We start from the raw sequence: 19,557 nt of genomic DNA on the forward strand, positions 1-19,557 counted from the left end.
GCATGATGCAGTGGCGTGGGCGGCAGGAAGCGGCGCCGGCGCGCCCGCGCGGCCCCGCCAAACGCGCCCCGGAAAGCCGCCCCCCCAAAATGGATTGGGGGTTAAAGCGCCCGCCGCGGGCCCCCCCCCCCGGGGGGCGCCCCCCCCCCCCCACCCTCCTTGGGGTCAGATCCTTTCGCCACGGCGAAAGGGATCTGACCCCTTTGCTCAACCCCGGTTTGCCGGATCCGGGCCGATCACGCCGCACGGGACGCTTGAAACCCCTCCCGGCCGTCCCAAGCTACAATGGGTGTTGCCATCGACAGGGCGCCAAGCGCCCTGTTTCGTTTGCGGCGGACGGATTCCCCAGGGAAGGCCGGGCGTCGTGTCCATCCAACCCGGTTCCTTCAATGATCAACAGCCTGCTTACCCGCGTATTTGGCAGTCGTAACGAACGACAGCTGCGCCAGTTCAACCGCATCGTCGCCAAGATCAATGCGCTGGAGCCGGAGATCGAGAAGCTTTCCGACGAGCAGCTGCAGGCCAAGACGCCGGAGTTCAAGCAGCGCATCGCCGGCGGTGAGGCCCTGGACAAGGTCCTGCCGGAAGCATTCGCGGTCTGCCGCGAAGCCGGTCGCCGCGTGCTCGGCATGCGCCACTACGACGTGCAGCTGATCGGCGGCATGGTCCTGCACCTGGGCAAGATCGCCGAAATGCGTACCGGTGAAGGCAAGACCCTGGTGGCCACGCTGCCGGTGTACCTCAACGCGCTGGAAGGCAAGGGCGTGCACGTGGTCACCGTGAACGACTACCTGGCCCGCCGCGATGCCGCGCAGATGGGCAAGCTGTACAACTGGCTGGGCCTGAGCGTGGGCGTGGTGTATCCGGGCATGCCGCACAGCGACAAGCGCGAAGCCTATTCCGCCGACATCACCTACGGCACCAACAACGAATTCGGTTTCGACTACCTGCGCGACAACATGGCGCTGTCCAAGGCCGATCGCTACCAGCGCGGCCTGCATTACGCCATCGTCGACGAAGTCGACTCCATCCTGATCGACGAAGCACGCACCCCGCTGATCATCTCCGGCCCGGCCGACGATTCCCCGGAGCTGTACATCCGCGTCAACCGCATCGTGCCGAACCTGGTCAAGCAGGAAGTGGAAGACGGCGAGGGCGACTTCTGGGTCGACGAGAAGGGCAAGCAGGTGCACCTGTCCGAAGCGGGCATGGAGCACGCCGAACAGCTGCTGGTCGAGGCCGGCATCCTCAACGGCGACACCGAAGGCCTGTACGCGGCGCAGAACCTGACCGTGGTCCACCACCTCAACGCCGCCCTGCGCGCGCACGCCATCTACCAGCGTGACGTGGACTACATCGTGCGCGATGGTGAAGTGGTGATCGTGGACGAGTTCACCGGCCGTACCCTGGCCGGTCGCCGCTGGTCCGACGGCCTGCACCAGGCGGTGGAGGCGAAGGAAGGCGTGCCGGTGCAGCGTGAGAACCAGACGCTGGCCAGCATTACCTTCCAGAACCTGTTCCGCATGTACAAGAAGCTGTCCGGCATGACCGGTACGGCCGATACCGAAGCATTCGAGTTCCAGAGCATCTACGGCCTGGAAGTGGTGGTGATCCCGACCAACCGCCCGACCATCCGCAAGGACAGCCCGGACCAGGTGTTCCTCAACCGCAAGGGCAAGTTCAACGCGGTGCTGGCCGACATCGAGGAATGCGCCAAGCGCGGCCAGCCGGTGCTGGTCGGTACCACCTCGATCGAAACCTCGGAAATGCTGTCCGAGCACCTGCGCAAGGCGGGCGTGAAGCACGAAGTGCTCAACGCCAAGCAGCACGACCGCGAAGCGACCATCGTCGCCAATGCCGGTCGTCCCGGCGCGGTGACCATCGCCACCAACATGGCCGGTCGTGGTACCGACATCGTGCTCGGTGGTTCGCTGGAAGCCGAGTTGCATGCGCTGGGCGAAGATGCCACCGATGAACAGAAGGCGGCGATCAAGGCCGACTGGCAGCAGCGCCACGAAGCAGTGAAGGCGGCAGGCGGCCTGCACATCGTCGGCACCGAGCGCCATGAATCGCGTCGTATCGACAACCAGCTGCGTGGCCGTTCGGGCCGCCAGGGCGACCCGGGTTCGTCCCGCTTCTACCTGTCGCTGGAAGACAACCTGATGCGCATCTTCGCCTCCGACTGGGTGCAGAAGGCCATGCGCATGATGGGCATGAAGGAAGACGACGTCATCGAAGACCGCCTGGTCAGCCGCCAGATCGAGAAGGCGCAGCGCAAGGTCGAGGCCCACAACTTCGACATCCGCAAGAACCTGCTGGACTTCGACGACGTCAACAACGACCAGCGCAAGGTCATCTACGCCCAGCGCGATGAACTGCTGGACGCCGAATCGGTGAAGGAGAACGTCGATGGCATCCGCGACGATGTCGTCTTCGACATCGTTGCGCGCTTCGTGCCGCCGAACTCGGTGGACGAGCAGTGGGACCTGCGTGGCCTGGAAGCGACCCTGGAGTCGGAGTTCGGCCTGCAGATGTCGCTGACCGACCTGGTCAAGTCGCACGAGGAACTGGACGCCGAAACCATCGCCGCCAAGGTGCAGGAGCGCGTCAACCAGCACTTCGCCGAGAAGGAAGCCAGCGTCGGCGACGAGACCATGCGCGCGCTGGAAAAGCACGTGATGCTGACTGTGCTGGACCAGAGCTGGAAGGAGCACCTGGCACGCATGGACTACCTGCGCCAGGGCATCTACCTGCGGGGTTACGCGCAGAAGCAGCCGAAGCAGGAGTACAAGAAGGAAGCCTTCGAGCTGTTCTCGGACATGCTGGAGAACGTCAAGCGCGAAGTGGTGACCCTGCTCGCCCGCGTGCGCATCCGCAGCGACGAGGAAGTGCAGGCACTGGAAGCGGCCGAGCGCCAGCAGGTCGAGGCACGCCTGCGCCAGTCGCAGTTCCAGCACCAGGACGCCGGCGGCTACAGCGCCGACGAGGAAGCGGCGCAGGTGCAGGCCGCGCAGCAGGGCGTGGCCCAGGTGCAGCGCGAAGAAGCCAAGATCGGCCGCAACGATCCGTGCCCGTGCGGCAGTGGCAAGAAGTACAAGCACTGCCACGGCCAGCTGAGCTGACCGGCCAGAGAGCCCCGCGAAAGCGGGGCTCTCCCGTTCTGGGGCAGGAAAGTACGCGATCCGCGATTGCGCCGGTCCCCCTGTTGTAGGCATGCTCCCTGCATGCCTTCCCCCACCCGATCGATCCATGTCGTGGCGGCCGTCATCACCGACGCCCGTGGCCGCGTGCTGCTCAACCGTCGTACCGAGAACCGCGACATGGCCGGCCTGTGGGAGTTCCCCGGCGGCAAGCGCGAAGCGGGCGAAACCTCCGCGCAGGCCCTCGTGCGTGAACTGCGCGAGGAACTGGGCATCGAAGCCGAGGTCGGCGACTGGATCATGGACGTGCCACAGCGGTACCCGGACAAGCACCTGACGCTGGAGGTGCGGCACGTCCGCAGTTGGAAGGGCACGCCGCGCGGTCGCGAAGGCCAGGCCATCACCTGGGTCGCGCAGGACAAGCTCGGACGCTACTCGATGCCGCCGGCCGACCTGCCGGTGGTGGCGGCACTGCGCGAGCCCGACTGCTATCTGGTCACCCCTGCGCCGGGTGAGGACGAGGCCGGTCAACGGCAGTGGCAGGAACGGCTGCAGCGCGCGGTCAGTGGCGGCCAGCAGCGCATCCAGCTGCGCCTGCCGCTGCAGCATCCTCGCCGTCAGGCCCTGATCGAGCAGGCGCTGCGCGCGCACCGGCGCGGGGTGCAGTGGCTGCTGAACCGCGATATCGAACTGGCGCGCTCGCTGGGTGTCGGCGTGCATCTGGGCAGCGAACAGCTGTTGTCCCTGCAGGCGCGACCATTGCCGGATGGGCAGCTGGTGGGAGCCTCCTGCCACGATCTTGAGCAGCTGCAGGCCGCACAACGGCTGGGATGCGACTTCGCCGTGCTTGGGCCGGTGCAGGCGACCGCCAGCCATCCCGAGGCAACGCCGCTGGGCTGGGATGCGTTTGCCGCCCTGCGTGCACAGGTATCGCTGCCCATCTACGCACTGGGTGGGATGGCACGCGGCCAGGTCGCTGAGGCGCGCCGCCATGGTGGGCAGGGCATCGCCGCCATCCGCAGCCTGTGGCCGGAGTAGAGCACGCTCGCGGGGTCAGATCCCCGCGCAGCCGGGCTCTGACCCCATTGCCGGGATCGGACCCCACCGGTCACAAGGTGATCCAGAAACAGCCGTACTGACGTCGCAGTCCCAGCACCGTCGCGGCGCGGGTGGCGCTGCCAGGCAGCGTCTGCTCAAGCCGCAGGCCTACGGGATGGCGCGACGTGGAGGGCTCGGTCGCGGATCCGGCCAGTGCAGGATCCTCGTCCTGGAGAAGGGCCTGTGCCTGCTGCGGATAGACCGGCACGACGTCCACCAGTGGCCGCCGCGCCAGCGACTCCAGCTGGCCGAGGATGCGCTGCGCGCCCGCGTCGGACACCGCCCCCCAGAGATAGAGTGAGGACAAGCGGTTCACGTCGTTGCCGGTGATGCCGGTGCGCAGGGCCTGTACCAGCTCGCTCAGGCGGCGCGGGCAGCGCGCCCCCAGCGAGTCCTGCGGCAGGTGGTTGCCGGCAGGAGCGGGAGGTGGCAGCCGTGATCGCGCGCCGATGCTGTCGCAGGGCCGGTCGGTGTAGACGCTCTGGCCTTGTGCATCGGTGCAGCGGTTCAGGCGCGAGGCCTGGCCGTGGGCAACGCCGGGCGCAGCGGACAGCAGCAGCGGCAGCAGCAGGAGTGAAATGGATCTCATCGACGCAGGGTAGCGCCGAATGCACGCGTGCAGCGTGCTTTCAGCCCTGCAGCAGTTTCAACACGGCCGTTGTCGGCTTGGCCAGGTTCAGTGTGTAGAAGTGCAGGCCCGGCGCGCCGCCTTCGATCAGGCGCTGGCACAGCTTGGCCACCACTTCGGCGCCGAATGAACGCACCGATGCCGCGTCATCGCCGTAGGCCTGCATCTTGCGGCCGATCCAGCGCGGGATCTCGGCGCCGCATTGCTCGGAGAAGCGGCGCAGCTGGCTGAAGTTGGCGATCGGCATGATGCCGGGCGTGATCGGCACGTCCACGCCAAGCCGGCGCACTTCATCCACGAAGTGGAAGTAGGCGTCGGGGTTGAAGAAGTACTGGGTGATCGCCGCGTCGGCGCCGGCATCGATCTTGGCCTTGAAGTGCTTCAGGTCGGCCAGGGCATCGGAGGCCTGCGGATGTGTTTCGGGGTAGGCACCGACCTCGATGCGGAAGGCATTGCCATGTTCGGCACGGATGAAGGCGATCAGTTCGGCGGCGTAGCGCAGGTCGCCAGGAAAGCCCATGCCCGAGGGCAGGTCACCCCGCAGTGCGACCAGCCGGCGGCAGCCGATGGCGCGGTACAGCTTGAGCAGCTCGCGGATTTCCTGGCGGGTGCCGCCGACACAGGAGAGATGAGGCGCCGCCTCGAAGCCGTGGTGCTGGTTGAGATGGCGCACGGTCTCGGAGGTGTAGCTCAGGGTCGAGCCACCGGCGCCGAACGTACAGGACACGTACTCGGGCGTGTAGTCCTTCAGCTTCGCCGCGGCACGGTCGAGCTGGCTGCGCTGTTCGTCGGTCTTGGGCGGATAGAACTCGAAGCTGATGGCGGTCATGGCACGGGCGATGGCGGCGGGTGCGAACCAGTATATCGCTTCATCAAGATGGATGTGCAATGAATGTGTGAAGCGCCTGCCGCGAAGGGGGAAGGGCGGGTACCCTGTGCCACTGAATTCCTGATCACGCCGCACACCATGTCCATCGTCCTTACCGATTTCGCCCGTCCCCGCCTGTTCCCGCGCGTGCCGCGCGGCAACACCATTCAGGACTGCACTGCCGAGCAGTTCGAGGCGTATCTCAACGCACACGCACCGCTGAAGGTGCTCGACGGCTACGCGCCGTTCTGCAAGCTGTTCGTCTACGAGAACTGGACCAGCACGCGCTGCCTGACCGTGCCGGTCACCGATGCCAACCGCCACCTGCTGCGCAGCGGCTACGAAGCGCGCAACCGCGATGAGCTGCCGGTGCTGGTGCGTTGGTTCGAAGGCGTCGAATCGCCGCGTGCGAACTACCTGGTGGTGATCCTGTACAGCGCTGAGCAGCTGGCCAAAGAGGGCTCACCGATCGATGCGGACTGGGGCATCGTCGGTTGCATCTACACCGCCGAACCGGAAGAAGTGCCGATGGCGCCGATCACGATGATGCGCAATGCGCTCGGTGTGGAGGAGGGGGGTTCCGGCGTGCCGCTGGACCGTGAGGCCTACCAGCGTTCGGTGGCGTTCTGGGAGAACAACGCCAACTGGCGGCCGTAGGCCCGGTCAGGTGCATCCGGCCGCGCTCAACCGGAAAGCCATTCCCACCACGGGTAATGGTATTCGCGGTCGATTGCCTGCCAGTGCTGGCCGCAGTGTGCACAGGCGACCGTGTGGCAATCGCCCCAACCATCTTCGGCCTCCTGCAACGAGAGCAGCTGCATGTGGCCCTGTTCAATCAGGCGCCGGGGATCGAAGAACGGGTAGGTGGGGTTGAGCGCGCACAGGCAACCCTCGTGCGCCTTCCAGTAGCGCAATCGTCGCAGCGCCGCCTTCAGGTGCGCCTGGTTGCTGACCAGCATGCCGCCGAGTTCGACGGGCTGGCAGTGTCGCTCGATCAGGTCGGCGTGCGATGCCAGAGCTTCCAGCGAGGAGGGGGTGAACAACCGCGCAACCGTGCGCGCGGCGTCGGTGATGCGGCTGGCGTCGCGCGACAGCAGATCCTGCAGCAGCACGTCGGCCTGTGCATCGTCGAGCCGGGGTATCGGCGCTGCGGACCACGGCCAGCGCATCAGCGGGCCGTGCCGATGGCGGCGTAATGTCCGGCAGTAAGGCGCAGCAGGTCGGCCGGCGCCAGTTCCACTTCCAGTCCACGACGCCCGGCGCTGACATGCAGGCTGGGCAATACCTGCGCACTGGCATCCAGGAACGTGCGCAGGCGCTTCTTCTGCCCGAGCGGGCTGATGCCACCGACCACGTAGCCGGTGGCGCGCTGGGCGGCGTCGGCAGCGGCCATCTCACACTTCCGGCAGCCGGCTGCTTCCGCCAACGCCTTCAGGTCCAACTGGCCGGCCACCGGCACGATCGCCACCAGCAGCTCGTGGGTTTCGGTGCTGGCCAGCAGGGTCTTGAATACCTGTGCCGGGTCGAGGCCCAGCTTGTCGATGGCCTCGCCACCATACGATTCGGCGTGGGCATCGTGCACGTAGCTGCGCACGGTGTGGGCGATCTTCTCGCGCTTGAGCAGGGTGATGGCCGGAGTCATGGGCGCATCGTAGCGTGGGGCGACGCGGCTGCCTTGACCGAGGCTGTTGCCATGATCTGGTAGCGCCGGACCATGCCCGGTGGCGTGGAGATCGTATTGCCTGCGTGTCGATGAGCAGGCGCCTTGTACCCGCCGGGCATGGCCCGGCGCTACCGGGATGCTCGTGGGCTGGCGCTAGCGGCGTGCCTGACGCAGAACGGGCGCCCGAAGGCGCCCGTTCTTTCTGCTTCCGCTGCTGGGGCCGGGGCCCTTTCCTGCGGAAAGGGAACCGACCCCGGGCGCGGCATCAGTAGCGGTAGTGGTCCGGCTTGAACGGGCCTTCCACCGGCACGCCGATGTAGTCGGCCTGTTCCTGGGTCAGGGTGGTCAGCTTCACACCGATCTTCTCGAGGTGCAGGCGTGCCACTTCCTCGTCCAGCTTCTTCGGCAGCAGGTAGACCTTCTTCTCGTAGTTGTCCTTGTTCGCCCACAGGTCGATCTGTGCCAGGGTCTGGTTGGCGAAGCTGTTGGACATCACGAAGCTCGGGTGGCCGGTGGCACAGCCCAGGTTCACCAGGCGGCCCTCGGCCAGCAGGAAGATCGCATTGCCGTTCGGGAAGACGTACTTGTCGACCTGCGGCTTGATGTTGACGTGCTTGATGCCCGGGTAGGACACCAGCGCATCGACCTGGATCTCGTTGTCGAAGTGGCCGATGTTGCAGACGATGGCCTGGTCCTTCATCGCGCTCAGGTGCTCGATGCGGATGATGTCCTTGTTGCCGGTGGTGGTGACGTACAGGTCGGCGCGGCCCAGGGTCGATTCGATGGTGTTGACTTCATAGCCTTCCATCGCTGCCTGCAGGGCGCAGATCGGATCGATTTCGGTCACGACCACGCGTGCGCCGTAGGCACGCAGCGAGGCGGCGCAGCCCTTGCCGACGTCACCGTAACCGCAGACCACGGCCAGCTTGCCGGCCAGCATCACGTCCATGGCACGCTTCAGGCCATCGGCCAGCGACTCGCGGCAGCCGTACAGGTTGTCGAACTTGCTCTTGGTGACCGAATCGTTGACGTTGATCGCCGGAATCAGCAGGGTGCCGGCCTGGGCCAGCTGGTACAGGCGGTGCACGCCGGTGGTGGTCTCTTCGGAGACGCCCTTCCAGTCCTTGACCACGCGGCCCCAGTAACCCGGGCGCTCCTTGGCCACACGCTTGAGCAGGTTCTTGATGACCTGTTCCTCGTGCGAGGAGGAGGCGGTGTTGACCCAGTCACTGCCGTTTTCCAGCTCGTAGCCCTTGTGGATCAGCAGGGTGACGTCGCCACCGTCATCGACCACCAGCTCCGGACCGGTCAGGGTGCCGTCGGCCAGGGTGAAGGTGAGCGCGTCCAGGGTGCAGTCCCAGTACTCTTCCAGGGTCTCGCCCTTCCAGGCGAACACCGGGGTGCCGGTGGCGGCGATGGCCGCAGCCGCATGGTCCTGGGTCGAGAAGATGTTGCACGAGGCCCAGCGCACGTCGGCGCCGATGTCCTTCAGCGTTTCGATCAGCACCGCGGTCTGGATGGTCATGTGCAGCGAGCCGGTCACACGCACGCCCTTCAGCGGCAGCTCGGCCTGGTACTTGCGGCGGATCGACATCAGGCCCGGCATTTCATGCTCGGCGATGTCCAGTTCCTTGCGGCCCCAGTCGGCCAGGGTGATGTCGCGGATCTTGTAATCGCCTTCGGTGGAGAAGGTCTTGGCAACAGCGTTCATGCAGTAGCTCCGGTTGTGGGCGAGCGGGTGCTCGCATCTAGCCGGGCGCCGTTGTTACAGAGCCACCTCACCGAGCCTGGCCGGCCTCATGGGGGTCCGGTCGCAGCGCCCCTCGGGAGGGGAGAACGGCCATTATATCGCGCGCCCGGTGTTTCATCGGCGTGACCCAACCATCGGCAGATGGGCGCCTGTGCACGGACTGTTAAGGTCGGGTTTTAACGCACCCTCAGGTGGAACGATGAGCACGCATGTACGCCGCAACCGGCGCTTGACCGGCCTGGTCCTGTCCATGGCCCTGTTGGCGGTGGCCCCGCTGGCCTGGGCGGCAGCGCCGCAGCCTGCGGCGGCCCAGGCCCAGGGGGCAAACGGCTACGAGCTGCCCTCGGCCGAGCTGCAGGCGGTGGTCGACGCCCCGCGTGCGCCCTCGCTGTACCTGTCGCCGCGCCGCGATGTGGCCGCGCTGATGCAGATGCCGTCGCTGCCGTCGATCCAGGTGGTGGCCCAGCCGGAACTGAAGCTGGCAGGGCTGCGCATCAACCCGCGCACGTTCTCCGACAGCCGTTTCAGCTTCGGCGAGAAGCTGTGGCTGATGAGCGTGGCCGACGGCAGGGAGCGGCAGATCAGCGGCCTGCCGGGCACGCTGTCGATTGCCAGCCTGGCATGGTCGCCGGACCAGAAGTGGCTGGCCTTCAATCAGGTCGACGCCGCCAGTGGCGCCAATGAACTGTGGCTGGTGGATGTGGCCGCCGGCAGCGCCCGTCGCCTGGTCGCCGGCCTGAACACGGTGATCGGCAGCGGCTACCAGTGGCTGCCGGACAGCCGTGGTCTGGTGGTGTTCACCCGCCCGGCCAACCTCGGCGCCGCCCCGGCCGCCGACGGCATTCCCACCGGCCCCGCCGTGCAGCAGACCAGCCAGGGCGGCGGCGTGGTGTCGATCCGTACCTATCAGGACCTGCTGAAGAACGAGGCCGACGCGCGCCAGTTCGACTACTACGCCACCACCCAGCCGATGGAAGTCAGCCTGGATGGCCGCACCCGCGCGATCGGCGCGGCGGGCATCTTCATGGGCTTCTCGGTATCGCCGGATGGCCGCTTCGTGCTGCGCCAGCCGGTGCAGCGGCCTTACTCCTATGTGGTGCCGGTCAGCAGCTTCCCGCGCCGCATTGAAGTGATCGACCGTGCCAGCGGCCAACTGGTGCACACCGTGGCCGTGCGCCCGCTGGTGGAAGGCCTGCCGACCGGCAACGACGCCGAAGTGACCGGCGTACGCGACATCATCTGGCGCGGCGATGCCGATGCCACGCTGGTCTGGGCCGAGGCCCAGGACGGTGGTGATCCGAACCGCGACGCCAAGGTGCGCGACGCCGTGCTGATGCAGGCCGCCCCGTTCGACAGGCCGCCGGTGACGCTGGCCCAGCTCGGCAGCCGTCTGGCCGGCATCAGCTGGGGCCGTGGCGACCTGGCCCTGCTCACCGAGTCGTGGTGGAAGACCCGCAGGACCAAGACCTGGTTGATTGCCCCGGACAACGCCGGTACCGAGCCGCGCCTGCTGTGGGATCGTGATGCGCAGGACCGCTATTCCGATCCGGGCCGGCCCCAGCTGTCCAGCGACGATCGCGGCCGCTCGCTGCTGCAGACCAGCCCCGATGGTGGCAGCCTGTATCTGGTCGGTGCCGGTGCTTCGCCGGAAGGTGACCGTCCGTTCGTGGACCGCTTCGACATCGCCAGCGGAAAGGCCTCCCGCCTGTTCCACTCGCAGGCGCCGAACTATTCGGTGCCGGTGGCATTGCTGGACAATCAGGGCAGCTCGCTGCTGCTGAGCCGTGAAAGCCCGGACGAGCCGACCAACTTCCATGTGCAGTCGCTCACCGATGCCGGCGCGGCACCGCGCGCGCTGACCCACTTCCCGCATCCGCTGCCGCAGCTCAAAGGCGTGCAGAAGGAGCAGATCCGCTACAAGCGTGCCGACGGCGTGGACCTCACGGCCACGCTGCTGCTGCCGCCGGGCTACGATCCCACGCGCGACGGCCCGCGCCCGCTGCTGATGTGGGCCTACCCGGGCGAGTTCAAGAGCGCCGCGGCCGCCAGCCAGGTCACCGATTCGCCGTACCGTTTCAACGCGATCAGCTACTGGGGCCCGCAGGCCTTCCTGGCCAAGGGCTATGTGGTGCTGGCAAGTCCTTCGATGCCGATCATCGGCGAGGGCGACAAGGAACCCAACGACACCTATATCGAACAGCTGGTGGCCAATGCCCAGGCTGCGGTGGACGAAGTGGTGCGCCGTGGCGTGACCGACCGCGACCATGTCGCCATCGGCGGCCATTCCTACGGTGCGTTCATGACCGCGAACCTGCTTGCGCATACGCGCCTGTTCAAGGCCGGCATCGCCCGCAGTGGTGCCTACAACCGTACGCTGACGCCGTTCGGCTTCCAGGCCGAAGAGCGCAACTACTGGCAGGCGCAGGACGTGTATCAGAAGATGGCGCCGTTCAACTATGCGGACCGGATCAAGGATCCGATCCTGTTCATTCACGGCGTGGATGACAACAATTCCGGCACCTTCCCGATGCAGAGCGAGCGCATGTTCGCTGCGGTGAAGGGACTCGGAGGGACGGCGCGCCTGGTGATGCTGCCGAACGAATCGCACGCCTATCGTGCACGCGAATCGATCATGACCATGCTGGCCGAGAGCGAGCGCTGGCTGGAGCAGACCATCGGCCCGGCAGCCTCGGGCAAGGCGAAGAAGAAGCGCTGACACGTGCATGCCGGCGGCCCCTGCGAGGGGGCCGCCCCGACGCGGTTGCATTCCACATCGGCAGCGCTGGCGTTGCATGCAGATGAAACCATTTCTGCATCGCAGCACAGCCCCCGATCTGGGATAGGCTTGGATCCAGGATCCGTTGACCGAGGCCCGTGCGTCGCCGATGAACGAGTACCGCAGCAGCATCGAGTTTGCTTCTCCCGATCTTCCGCTCCGCGATGACGTGCGCCGGCTCGGCGCGCTGGTCGGCGACCTGCTGGTCGAGCAGGTTTCGGCAACCTTCCTCGACGATGTCGAGGATGTGCGCACGCGGGCCATCGCCCGCCGCGAAAACCAGGCGCCGCTGTCGGAGCTGGCCAATGGCCTGGCCGGTCGTGCGCCGCAGCAGGCCGAGACGATGGTGCGGGCATTCAGCACCTACTTCCAGGTGGTCAACATTGCCGAGCGCGTGCACCGCATCCGCCGCCGCCGCGACTACCAGCGCGCCGGTACTGCCGCGCCGCAGCCGGATGGCCTGCAGGATGCGCTGCAGCACCTGAAGGCGCAGGGCGTGACGCTGGATGAGTTGGCGCAGTGGCTGCCGCGCATCGATATCGAACCGGTGTTCACTGCGCATCCGACCGAAGCCGTGCGCCGCGCACTGCTGGAGAAAGAGCAGCTGATGGTGGCCAGCCTGGTCGACAACCTCGACGGCCAGCGCACGCCGGGCGAGGCGGCAGCGGATGCTGCACGCTTCCGCATGGCGCTGACCGCTTCCTGGCAGACCACCGACTCCTCGCCGGTGCGGCCGACGGTCGATGACGAGCGCGAGCATGTCGGCTTCTATCTGGTGCAGGTGCTGTACCGGGTGATACCCGTGCTGTACGAATCCCTGCAGCAGGCGCTGCGTGATACCTATGGCGAAGAACTGGCGCTGCCGCGCCTGCTGCGTTTCGGCACATGGGTGGGCGGCGACATGGACGGCAACCCGAACGTGGACGCCCGCACCATCCGCAGCACGCTCGATGCCCAGCGACAGGCAGTGCTGGGGCGCTACCAGAAGGAACTGCTGCAGCTGGCCAGCCTGCTCAGCCAGTCCACCGAGCGGGTGGGCGTGAGCGATGCGCTGCAGGCGCGCGTGTCGCACTACCAGCAGCTGTTGCCGAAGGTGCAGTCGCGCCCGCGGCACGCCGACATGCCGTACCGGCTGCTCAACGACCGCATGCGTGCGCGCCTGCAGGCCACCCTGGACGATGCAGAGGGAGCCTATGCAGGCCCGGACGAGCTGATCGACGATCTGCAGCTGATCCTCGACAGCCTGCGTGCCAACCGTGGCGAGCATGCCGGCGGATTCGCCGTGCAGCGACTGTTGTGGCGGGTGAAGACGTTCGGCTTCCATCTGGCGCGGCTGGACGTGCGGCAGGAATCGAGCGTGCATGCGCGCGCGCTGGCGGCGGTGCTGGGCGGCGAAGCGGCCTGGGAAGGATTGGATCCATTGGCCCGCGCCGGCCTGCTCGGCCCACACGCCAGCGGCGAGCAGCCGCTGCCGGTGGGTGACGACGAGGGCAACCAGCGACTGGATGCGGTGTTCGCGGCGCTGGCCGACGCGCGCGCGCGGCATGGCAGCGAGGCGCTGGGCAGCTACATCATCTCGATGGCACATGATCGCAGCGATGTGCTGGCCGTGCTGGCGCTGGCGCGCCGTGGCGGATTGGCTGACGAGGACGGCGCGGTGCCGCTGGACATCGCACCGCTGTTCGAGACGGTGGACGATCTCAAGCGCGGTACTGCGACGCTGCGTGACCTGCTGGCCGATCCGGTCTATCGCGCTCATCTGCGGGCACGCGGTGATGTGCAGATGGTGATGCTGGGTTATTCCGACAGCAGCAAGGACGGCGGCATCGCCGCTTCGCGCTGGGGCCTGCAGCGTGCGCAGGTGGAACTGCTGGACGTGGCGGCCGAGGCCGGCATCCGCCTGACCTTCTTCCACGGCCGTGGTGGTTCGATCAGCCGGGGCGGTGGCAAGACCACGCACGCGGTGGACGCGTCGCCACGTGGCAGCATCGATGGTCGCCTGCGCGTGACCGAGCAGGGCGAGGTGATCCACCGCAAGTACGGCATCCGCGCGCTGGCGCTGCGATCGCTGGAGCAGGCCACCGGTGCGGTGCTGCGGGCCAGTCTGCGTCCGCGTGCCGCGGAACCTCGCGAGGAGGGCTGGCGACCGGTGATGGACGTGGTCGCCGCCGCCAGCAGCGAGGTCTATCGCGTCTTCGTCGGCCAGGCCGGTTTCATGGATTACTTCCGTACGGCGACGCCGATCGATGTGATCGAGCGGATGACGCTGGGTTCACGGCCGTCGCGTCGTCTCGGCCAGGATGCGGCACTGGGCAATCTGCGTGCGATCCCGTGGGTATTCGCCTGGAGCCAGGCCCGCGCGGTGATTCCCGGCTGGTATGGCGTGGGCAGCGGCCTGCAGGCGGCGGTGGATGCCGGCCATGAACCTGTCCTGCGCGACATGGCGCGCGACTGGCCGTTCTTCCGCACCTTCCTGGACGACATCGCAATGGTGCTGTCCAAGGGCGATATCACCATCGCCGAACAGTTCTCGCGTCTCTCCGGTGACCTGCACGGGCGCTTTTTCCCGCAGATCCAGCACGAACTGGCGCTGACCCGCCGCTGGCTGCTGGCACTGATGGACCAGCAGACCTTGCTGGAGCACGATGCGCGACTGGCGCTGTCGATCCGCCTGCGCAATCCCTACGTCGATCCGATCAGCGTGCTGCAGGTGGACCTGCTGCAGCGCTGGCGCGAAAGCGGGCGGGAGGACGAAGAACTGCTGCGCGCGCTGGTGGCCTGCGTGAATGGTGTTTCGCAGGGCGTGCAGAACACCGGGTGATCCGCATCCGCCGGGCATGGCCCGGCGCTACCCGCCTCGGTGGGTGCGGGGCTTGCCCCGCACGCTCTCACTCTTCAGGCGAAGGCGGATTGGACGCCAGCAGTTCCAGGTGCCGTTGCTCCATTTCCTGCCGCAGCTGGCGCCGGATCAGCGCGGCGGCCTGCCGGCGCTTTTCGTCCGAACTGGCGGGCTGCAGCGGGGGGACAGGCGTTGGCCGCCCCTCTTCGTCCACCGCCACCATGGTGAAGAAACAACTGTTGGCGTGGCGCACGCTGCGCTTGAGGATGTCCTCGGCCACCACCTTGATGCCGATCTCCATCGACGAGGTGCCGGTGTAGTTCACCGAGGCCAGGAACGTCACCAGTTCGCCCACCGCGATCGGCTGGCGGAACATCACCTGGTCCACCGACAGGGTGACCACGTAGCTGCCGGCGTAGCGGCTGGCGCAGGCGTAGGCAACCTGGTCGAGCAGGCGCAGGATGGCGCCGCCGTGGACCTTGCCGGAGAAGTTGGCCATCTCCGGCGACATCAGCACGGTCATGGACAGCTGGTGGGTTTTGAGTTCGGTCGACATGCAGCGATTGTATCGGCGTGGCGCAGCTCGTGTAGAGCCGGGCCGTGCTCGGCTGCTCTCGGCGTAGGCAAAAGAAAGCCGAGCATGGGCTCGGCTCTACAGAAAGCAGAAGGGCCGCTTGCGCGGCCCTTCGTCTGTCTTACTTCAGCTTCGCATCGGCGCGCAGGGCGGCGGCACGATCGGTCTTCTCCCAGGAGAAGGCCGTGGCGTTGACCGTCTCGCCGGCACCGTTGAGGTAGCTGAACTCCTTCGGCTTGCGGCCGAAGTGGCCATAGGCCGCAGTCTGCTGGTACATCGGGTGGATCAGGTCCAGCATCTTGATGATGCCGTACGGGCGCAGGTCGAAGTGCTTGCGGATCAGCTTCTCGATCTTGTCGTCGCTGATCTTGCCCGTGCCGAAGGTGGTGACCGAGATCGAGGTCGGCTCGGCCACGCCGATGGCGTAGGAGACCTGCACTTCGCAGCGGTCGGCCAGGCCGGCGGCGACCACGTTCTTGGCGACGTAGCGGGCAGCGTAGGCGGCCGAGCGGTCAACCTTGGACGGATCCTTGCCGGAGAACGCGCCGCCACCGTGACGGGCCCAGCCGCCGTAGGTGTCGACGATGATCTTGCGGCCGGTCAGGCCGCAGTCGCCCACCGGGCCGCCGATCTCGAACTTGCCGGTCGGGTTGATGTGGAACTTGGTGCCCTTGTGCAGCCACTTGGCCGGCAGCACCGGCTTGATGATCTCTTCGCGGACGGCCTCGATCAGGTCCTTCTGCTTGATGCCCGGGGCGTGCTGGGTGGACAGCACCACCGCGTCGATGGCGGCCACTTCGCCGTTCTCGTAGCGCAGGGTGACCTGGCTCTTGGCGTCCGGGCGCAGCCACGACAGCGGCGAGTTCTTCTTCTTGCGGATCTTGGCCTGCTGCTCGACCAGGCGGTGCGACAGGTGGATCGCGGCCGGCATGTAGCTGTCGGTCTCGTTGGTGGCGTAGCCGAACATCAGGCCCTGGTCGCCCGCGCCCATTTCTTCCGGCTTCTTGCGGTCCACGCCCTGGGCGATGTGCGGCGACTGCTTGCCGATCAGGTTCAGCACGCCGCAGGTGGCGCCGTCGAAGCCGACGTCGGAGCTGTCATAGCCGATGTCCAGGATGACCTTGCGGGTCAGCGCTTCGAGGTCGATCCAGGCGCTGGTGGTGATCTCACCGGCAACAATGGCCACACCGGTCTTGACCATGGTCTCGCAGGCCACGCGGGCGCGCTGGTCCTGGGTCAGGATCGCGTCCAGCACCGCGTCGGAGATCTGGTCGGCAATCTTGTCCGGATGGCCTTCGGAGACCGATTCGGAGGTGAACAGGTAGCTGGACATCAGGCTTAATATCCCTTGATTCGGATGGAAAGATGGGCGCGCATCATACACGGGGTGCGCCGCCTGTGCATTGTGAACCCGTACGGGTTGCCGGTGGTTAAGGTGACGTGCCCTCTGGCACAAGGCCTGGCGGGCGTCTGCAGGACACGGTGCGCAGGCAGTGTTCCACTGGCGTGACCATTGCCGCAAGGCCGTGTTGCGGGGGGGAAGGGGCGGTTCCGGCGTTGCCGGAGCGGGGCCGGCCGTCATCGTTCTGCCCCGAAACCGCCATTTGCTTGCCGCGTGCCAGGCGCAGGCTGTCGGCCAATCCGGCCGCCGGGTATCAGTGAGCACGCCATGCAGGAACTCGAACAGCGTCTGCAGCAACGCTTTCCGGAGTGGTTCCACGGCCGCCGCGGCCAGCTCGCGCGGCCACTGCTGCGCAGTGTCGGTCGCTGGTCGCGGCTGGACCGGGTGGAGGACTTCCTGCGGCGCAACGCTGACGTGCGCGGATTCGGCTTCGTGGCCGCCGGACTGGAGTTCCTGGACGGCCAGTACCAGGTGGATCCGGCCGCCCTGGCTCGCATTCCGGCCACGGGCCGTCTGCTGATCGTGGCCAATCATCCTTCCGGTGCACTCGACGCGCTGGCGCTGCTGGACGCGGTCGGCCGCATCCGCCGCGATGTGCGGATCGTGGCCAACGATCTGCTGGGCGCCATCGGCCCCCTGCAGGACCTGCTGCTGCCGGTCCGCATCCTCGGCGGCAAGGTCCAGCGCGGCAGCCTGCAGGCGGTGGAGCAGGCGCTGGCCGCCGAGCAGTGCGTGATCGTGTTTCCGGCCGGCGAGGTATCCCGGCTGTCGTTGCGCGGCATCCGTGATGGTCGCTGGCAGCGCGGGTTCGTCAGGTTCGCCCGGGCCGCCGGCGCCCCGGTGTTGCCGGTGAGGGTGGAGGCACGCAATTCGGCCCTGTTCTACGGCGCCTCGACCCTGTTCAAGCCAGCCGGCACCGCGCTGCTGGCGCGCGAGATGTTCGCGCGGCGTGGTCGGCCGCTGCGGTTGCGCGTCGGTGAACCGATGCAGCTGGGACAGGGCGACCCGGGCGAACAGCTGCTGGCGGTACGGCGCGCGGTGTATGCGCTGGGCCGCGACCTGCGCCCCGGCGAGACTGCCGGTGCCGGCCCCGAACCACTGGCCGCACCGGTGCCGCCGTCGCAGGTGGCGGCCGCCATCGCTGGCGCTGTCCGGCTTGGACAGACCGCCGACGGCAAGCAGATCCTGCTGGCCAGCTGCAGCGCCGACTCGCCGCTGCTGCTGGAACTGGGACGCCTGCGCGAGCTGACGTTCCGCCAGGTGGGCGAGGGTACCGGCCACAGCCGCGACCTGGACGCCTTCGATCCGCAGTACGAGCACATCGTGATCTGGGACGCTGCCGCGCAGCGCATCGCGGGCGCGTACCGTATCATGCGGGGCGCGCACGCCCTGGCCCGGCGCGGACTGGCAGGGCTCTACAGCGCGTCGCTGTTCCGCTATTCCGACGATGCCATCACCCATATCGCCGAGGGGCTGGAGCTGGGCCGCAGCTTCGTAGTGCCCGATTACTGGGGCAGCCGCAGCCTGGACTACCTGTGGCAGGGAATCGGCGCCTACCTGCAGTGCCGGCCCGGCATCCGCTACCTGTTCGGTGCGGTATCGATCAGTGCGGCGCTGCCGCGCGATGCGCGCGAGCAACTGGTGGCCTACTACCAGCGCTACTACGGCGGCATCGCCGGCCTGGCCGAGTCGAACCGGCCCTTCCAGTACTTCGCGGCACCGCCCAGTTTCGGCGAACTGGATGCGGGCGCAGCCTTCGATGTCCTGAAGGCCAACCTGGCCGCACTCGGGACCGGCGTGCCGACCCTGTACCGCCAGTACACCGACCTGTGCGAGCCCGGTGGCGCGCGCTTCCTTGCGTTCGGCGTCGACCCGGCGTTCAGCGACTCGATCGACGGTCTGATCGAGGTGGACCTGTGCGCGATCCGACCACACAAGCGCAAGCGCTACCTGCGTGATGCCGGAGCGCAGGCATGAGCGCGCTGGCGACGTTGTCGCCACACCGTCGCGCCGTGTTCGTCTCCGACGTGCATCTGGGGTCGCGCCATTGCCATGCGGCCGAACTGGCCGTGTTTCTCACCCAGCTGCGCTGTGAACGGTTGTACCTGGTCGGTGACATCATCGACCTGTGGTGGATGGCGCATCATCGCGCCAACTGGCGGCAGTCGCACAGCGACGTCATCCAGGCGCTGCATGCACTGCGTCGCAACGGTACCGAGATCATCTACATCCCCGGCAATCACGATGCCTCGCTGCGCCATGTCTGCGGGTTGATGCTGCCGGCGATGCAGGTGCGCCGTCGTGCGATCCATGTGACCGCCGATGGGCGACGGTTGCTGGTCGCCCATGGCGACGACTACGACGGTGTCACCCATTTCGGCGGCCTGCAGGAAAAGTTCGGCGATTGGCTGTACTACCGCATCCTGACCGGCAACCAGGCGCTCAACGCCGTACGCCGCCGGCTGGGCATGCGCTACTGGTCGCTGTCGGAATTCCTCAAGAAGCGCAGTGGAGCGGCCGAGCGCTACATCGAGCGCTTCGTGCAGGCCGGGTTGGACGACGTGCGCCGGCGCGGCCTGGACGGCATCATCTGCGGGCACATCCACCGTGCGGCGCTGGTCGAGCGCGACGGCCTGGTCTACGCCAACGACGGCGACTGGGTGGAGAGCCTGACCGCGCTGGCCGAAGATCATGACGGCGCGCTGCGCCTGCTCGATCACCATGGGCGGACGCTGGTGGAGCTGCCCGGCGCAGCCCGGCGCGCGGCGGCTGCCTGACCCCAGCGGCACCGGCCACCGTCCGGGCTCTGCTGTCGCCCG

The 19,557-nt window shown here is 67.3% G+C and carries 14 protein-coding genes and 1 riboswitch; of the genes, 7 read left to right on the forward strand and 7 right to left on the reverse strand.

Annotated features, from left to right (window positions below; genetic code table 11):
• Positions 1-389: 389 nt before the first annotated feature.
• Entirely contained in the window at positions 390-3,122 is a 2,733-nt protein-coding gene (secA, locus tag ACVOME_RS03775; RefSeq protein ID WP_481504756.1) for a preprotein translocase subunit SecA, read from the forward strand.
• A 102-nt stretch (positions 3,123-3,224) separates the two neighbouring features.
• The gene (locus tag ACVOME_RS03780) at positions 3,225-4,178 is read left to right on the forward strand and encodes a Nudix family hydrolase (RefSeq protein WP_053516444.1); all 954 of its coding nucleotides are present in this window, start codon (positions 3,225-3,227) and stop codon (positions 4,176-4,178) included.
• A gap of 70 nt (positions 4,179-4,248) precedes the next feature.
• On the opposite strand, the gene ACVOME_RS03785 is transcribed toward ACVOME_RS03780, so the two are convergent.
• Together ACVOME_RS03785 and metF are read right to left on the reverse strand one after the other, a co-directional pair.
• The gene (locus tag ACVOME_RS03785) at positions 4,249-4,827 is read right to left on the reverse strand and encodes a DUF4124 domain-containing protein (RefSeq protein WP_111186308.1); all 579 of its coding nucleotides are present in this window, start codon (positions 4,825-4,827) and stop codon (positions 4,249-4,251) included.
• Between the two features lie 40 nt (positions 4,828-4,867).
• Positions 4,868-5,695 (reverse strand): methylenetetrahydrofolate reductase [NAD(P)H], encoded by an 828-nt coding sequence (metF, locus tag ACVOME_RS03790; protein WP_461288018.1) that lies wholly within the window; start codon positions 5,693-5,695, stop codon positions 4,868-4,870.
• Positions 5,696-5,833: 138 nt separating this feature from the next.
• On the opposite strand from metF, the gene ACVOME_RS03795 reads away from it, so the two are divergent.
• The gene (locus ACVOME_RS03795; protein ID WP_065175850.1) at positions 5,834-6,391 is read left to right on the forward strand and encodes a DUF3228 family protein; all 558 of its coding nucleotides are present in this window, start codon (positions 5,834-5,836) and stop codon (positions 6,389-6,391) included.
• 26 nt (positions 6,392-6,417) lie between these two features.
• On the opposite strand, the gene ACVOME_RS03800 is transcribed toward ACVOME_RS03795, so the two are convergent.
• The 3 genes from ACVOME_RS03800 to ahcY form a co-directional block, all read right to left on the reverse strand.
• Positions 6,418-6,903, reverse strand: coding sequence for a hypothetical protein (locus ACVOME_RS03800; protein WP_481504757.1), 486 nt, complete (start codon positions 6,901-6,903; stop codon positions 6,418-6,420).
• Positions 6,903-7,376, reverse strand: coding sequence for a Cys-tRNA(Pro) deacylase (gene ybaK / locus ACVOME_RS03805; protein ID WP_481504758.1), 474 nt, complete (start codon positions 7,374-7,376; stop codon positions 6,903-6,905). The genes ACVOME_RS03800 and ybaK overlap by 1 nt, the downstream gene beginning before the upstream one ends.
• Before the next feature lie 286 nt (positions 7,377-7,662).
• Complete coding sequence (gene ahcY, locus ACVOME_RS03810) at positions 7,663-9,108, reverse strand: adenosylhomocysteinase (protein ID WP_053516439.1); 1,446 nt, start codon at positions 9,106-9,108, stop codon at positions 7,663-7,665.
• Positions 9,109-9,144: 36 nt separating this feature from the next.
• Positions 9,145-9,228: riboswitch (S-adenosyl-L-homocysteine riboswitch) on the reverse strand.
• A 118-nt stretch (positions 9,229-9,346) separates the two neighbouring features.
• Between ahcY and ACVOME_RS03815 the strand changes: the two genes are divergently transcribed.
• Complete coding sequence (locus tag ACVOME_RS03815; RefSeq protein ID WP_481504759.1) at positions 9,347-11,863, forward strand: S9 family peptidase; 2,517 nt, start codon at positions 9,347-9,349, stop codon at positions 11,861-11,863.
• A gap of 169 nt (positions 11,864-12,032) precedes the next feature.
• A complete protein-coding gene (gene ppc, locus ACVOME_RS03820) occupies positions 12,033-14,744 on the forward strand; it encodes a phosphoenolpyruvate carboxylase (protein ID WP_481504783.1) in 2,712 nt (903 codons plus the stop codon).
• Positions 14,745-14,811: 67 nt separating this feature from the next.
• Here ppc and ACVOME_RS03825 read toward each other — a convergent pair whose 3' ends face one another.
• Positions 14,812-15,318: an acyl-CoA thioesterase gene (locus ACVOME_RS03825; RefSeq protein ID WP_053516435.1), complete on the reverse strand. Its 507-nt coding sequence runs from the start codon at positions 15,316-15,318 to the stop codon at positions 14,812-14,814.
• A gap of 139 nt (positions 15,319-15,457) precedes the next feature.
• Positions 15,458-16,669 carry a methionine adenosyltransferase gene (metK, locus tag ACVOME_RS03830; RefSeq protein ID WP_053516433.1) on the reverse strand — a complete coding sequence of 404 codons (1,212 nt, stop codon included), beginning with the start codon at positions 16,667-16,669 and terminating at the stop codon, positions 15,458-15,460.
• Between the two features lie 336 nt (positions 16,670-17,005).
• Between metK and olsF the strand changes: the two genes are divergently transcribed.
• Positions 17,006-18,715 (forward strand): bifunctional ornithine lipid synthase OlsF, encoded by a 1,710-nt coding sequence (olsF, locus tag ACVOME_RS03835; protein ID WP_253119391.1) that lies wholly within the window; start codon positions 17,006-17,008, stop codon positions 18,713-18,715.
• Positions 18,712-19,515 carry a UDP-2,3-diacylglucosamine diphosphatase gene (locus ACVOME_RS03840; RefSeq protein ID WP_053516431.1) on the forward strand — a complete coding sequence of 268 codons (804 nt, stop codon included), beginning with the start codon at positions 18,712-18,714 and terminating at the stop codon, positions 19,513-19,515. The genes olsF and ACVOME_RS03840 overlap by 4 nt, the downstream gene beginning before the upstream one ends.
• Positions 19,516-19,557 lie beyond the last annotated feature (42 nt).

Source organism: Stenotrophomonas sp. STEN008 (assembly GCF_056760435.1).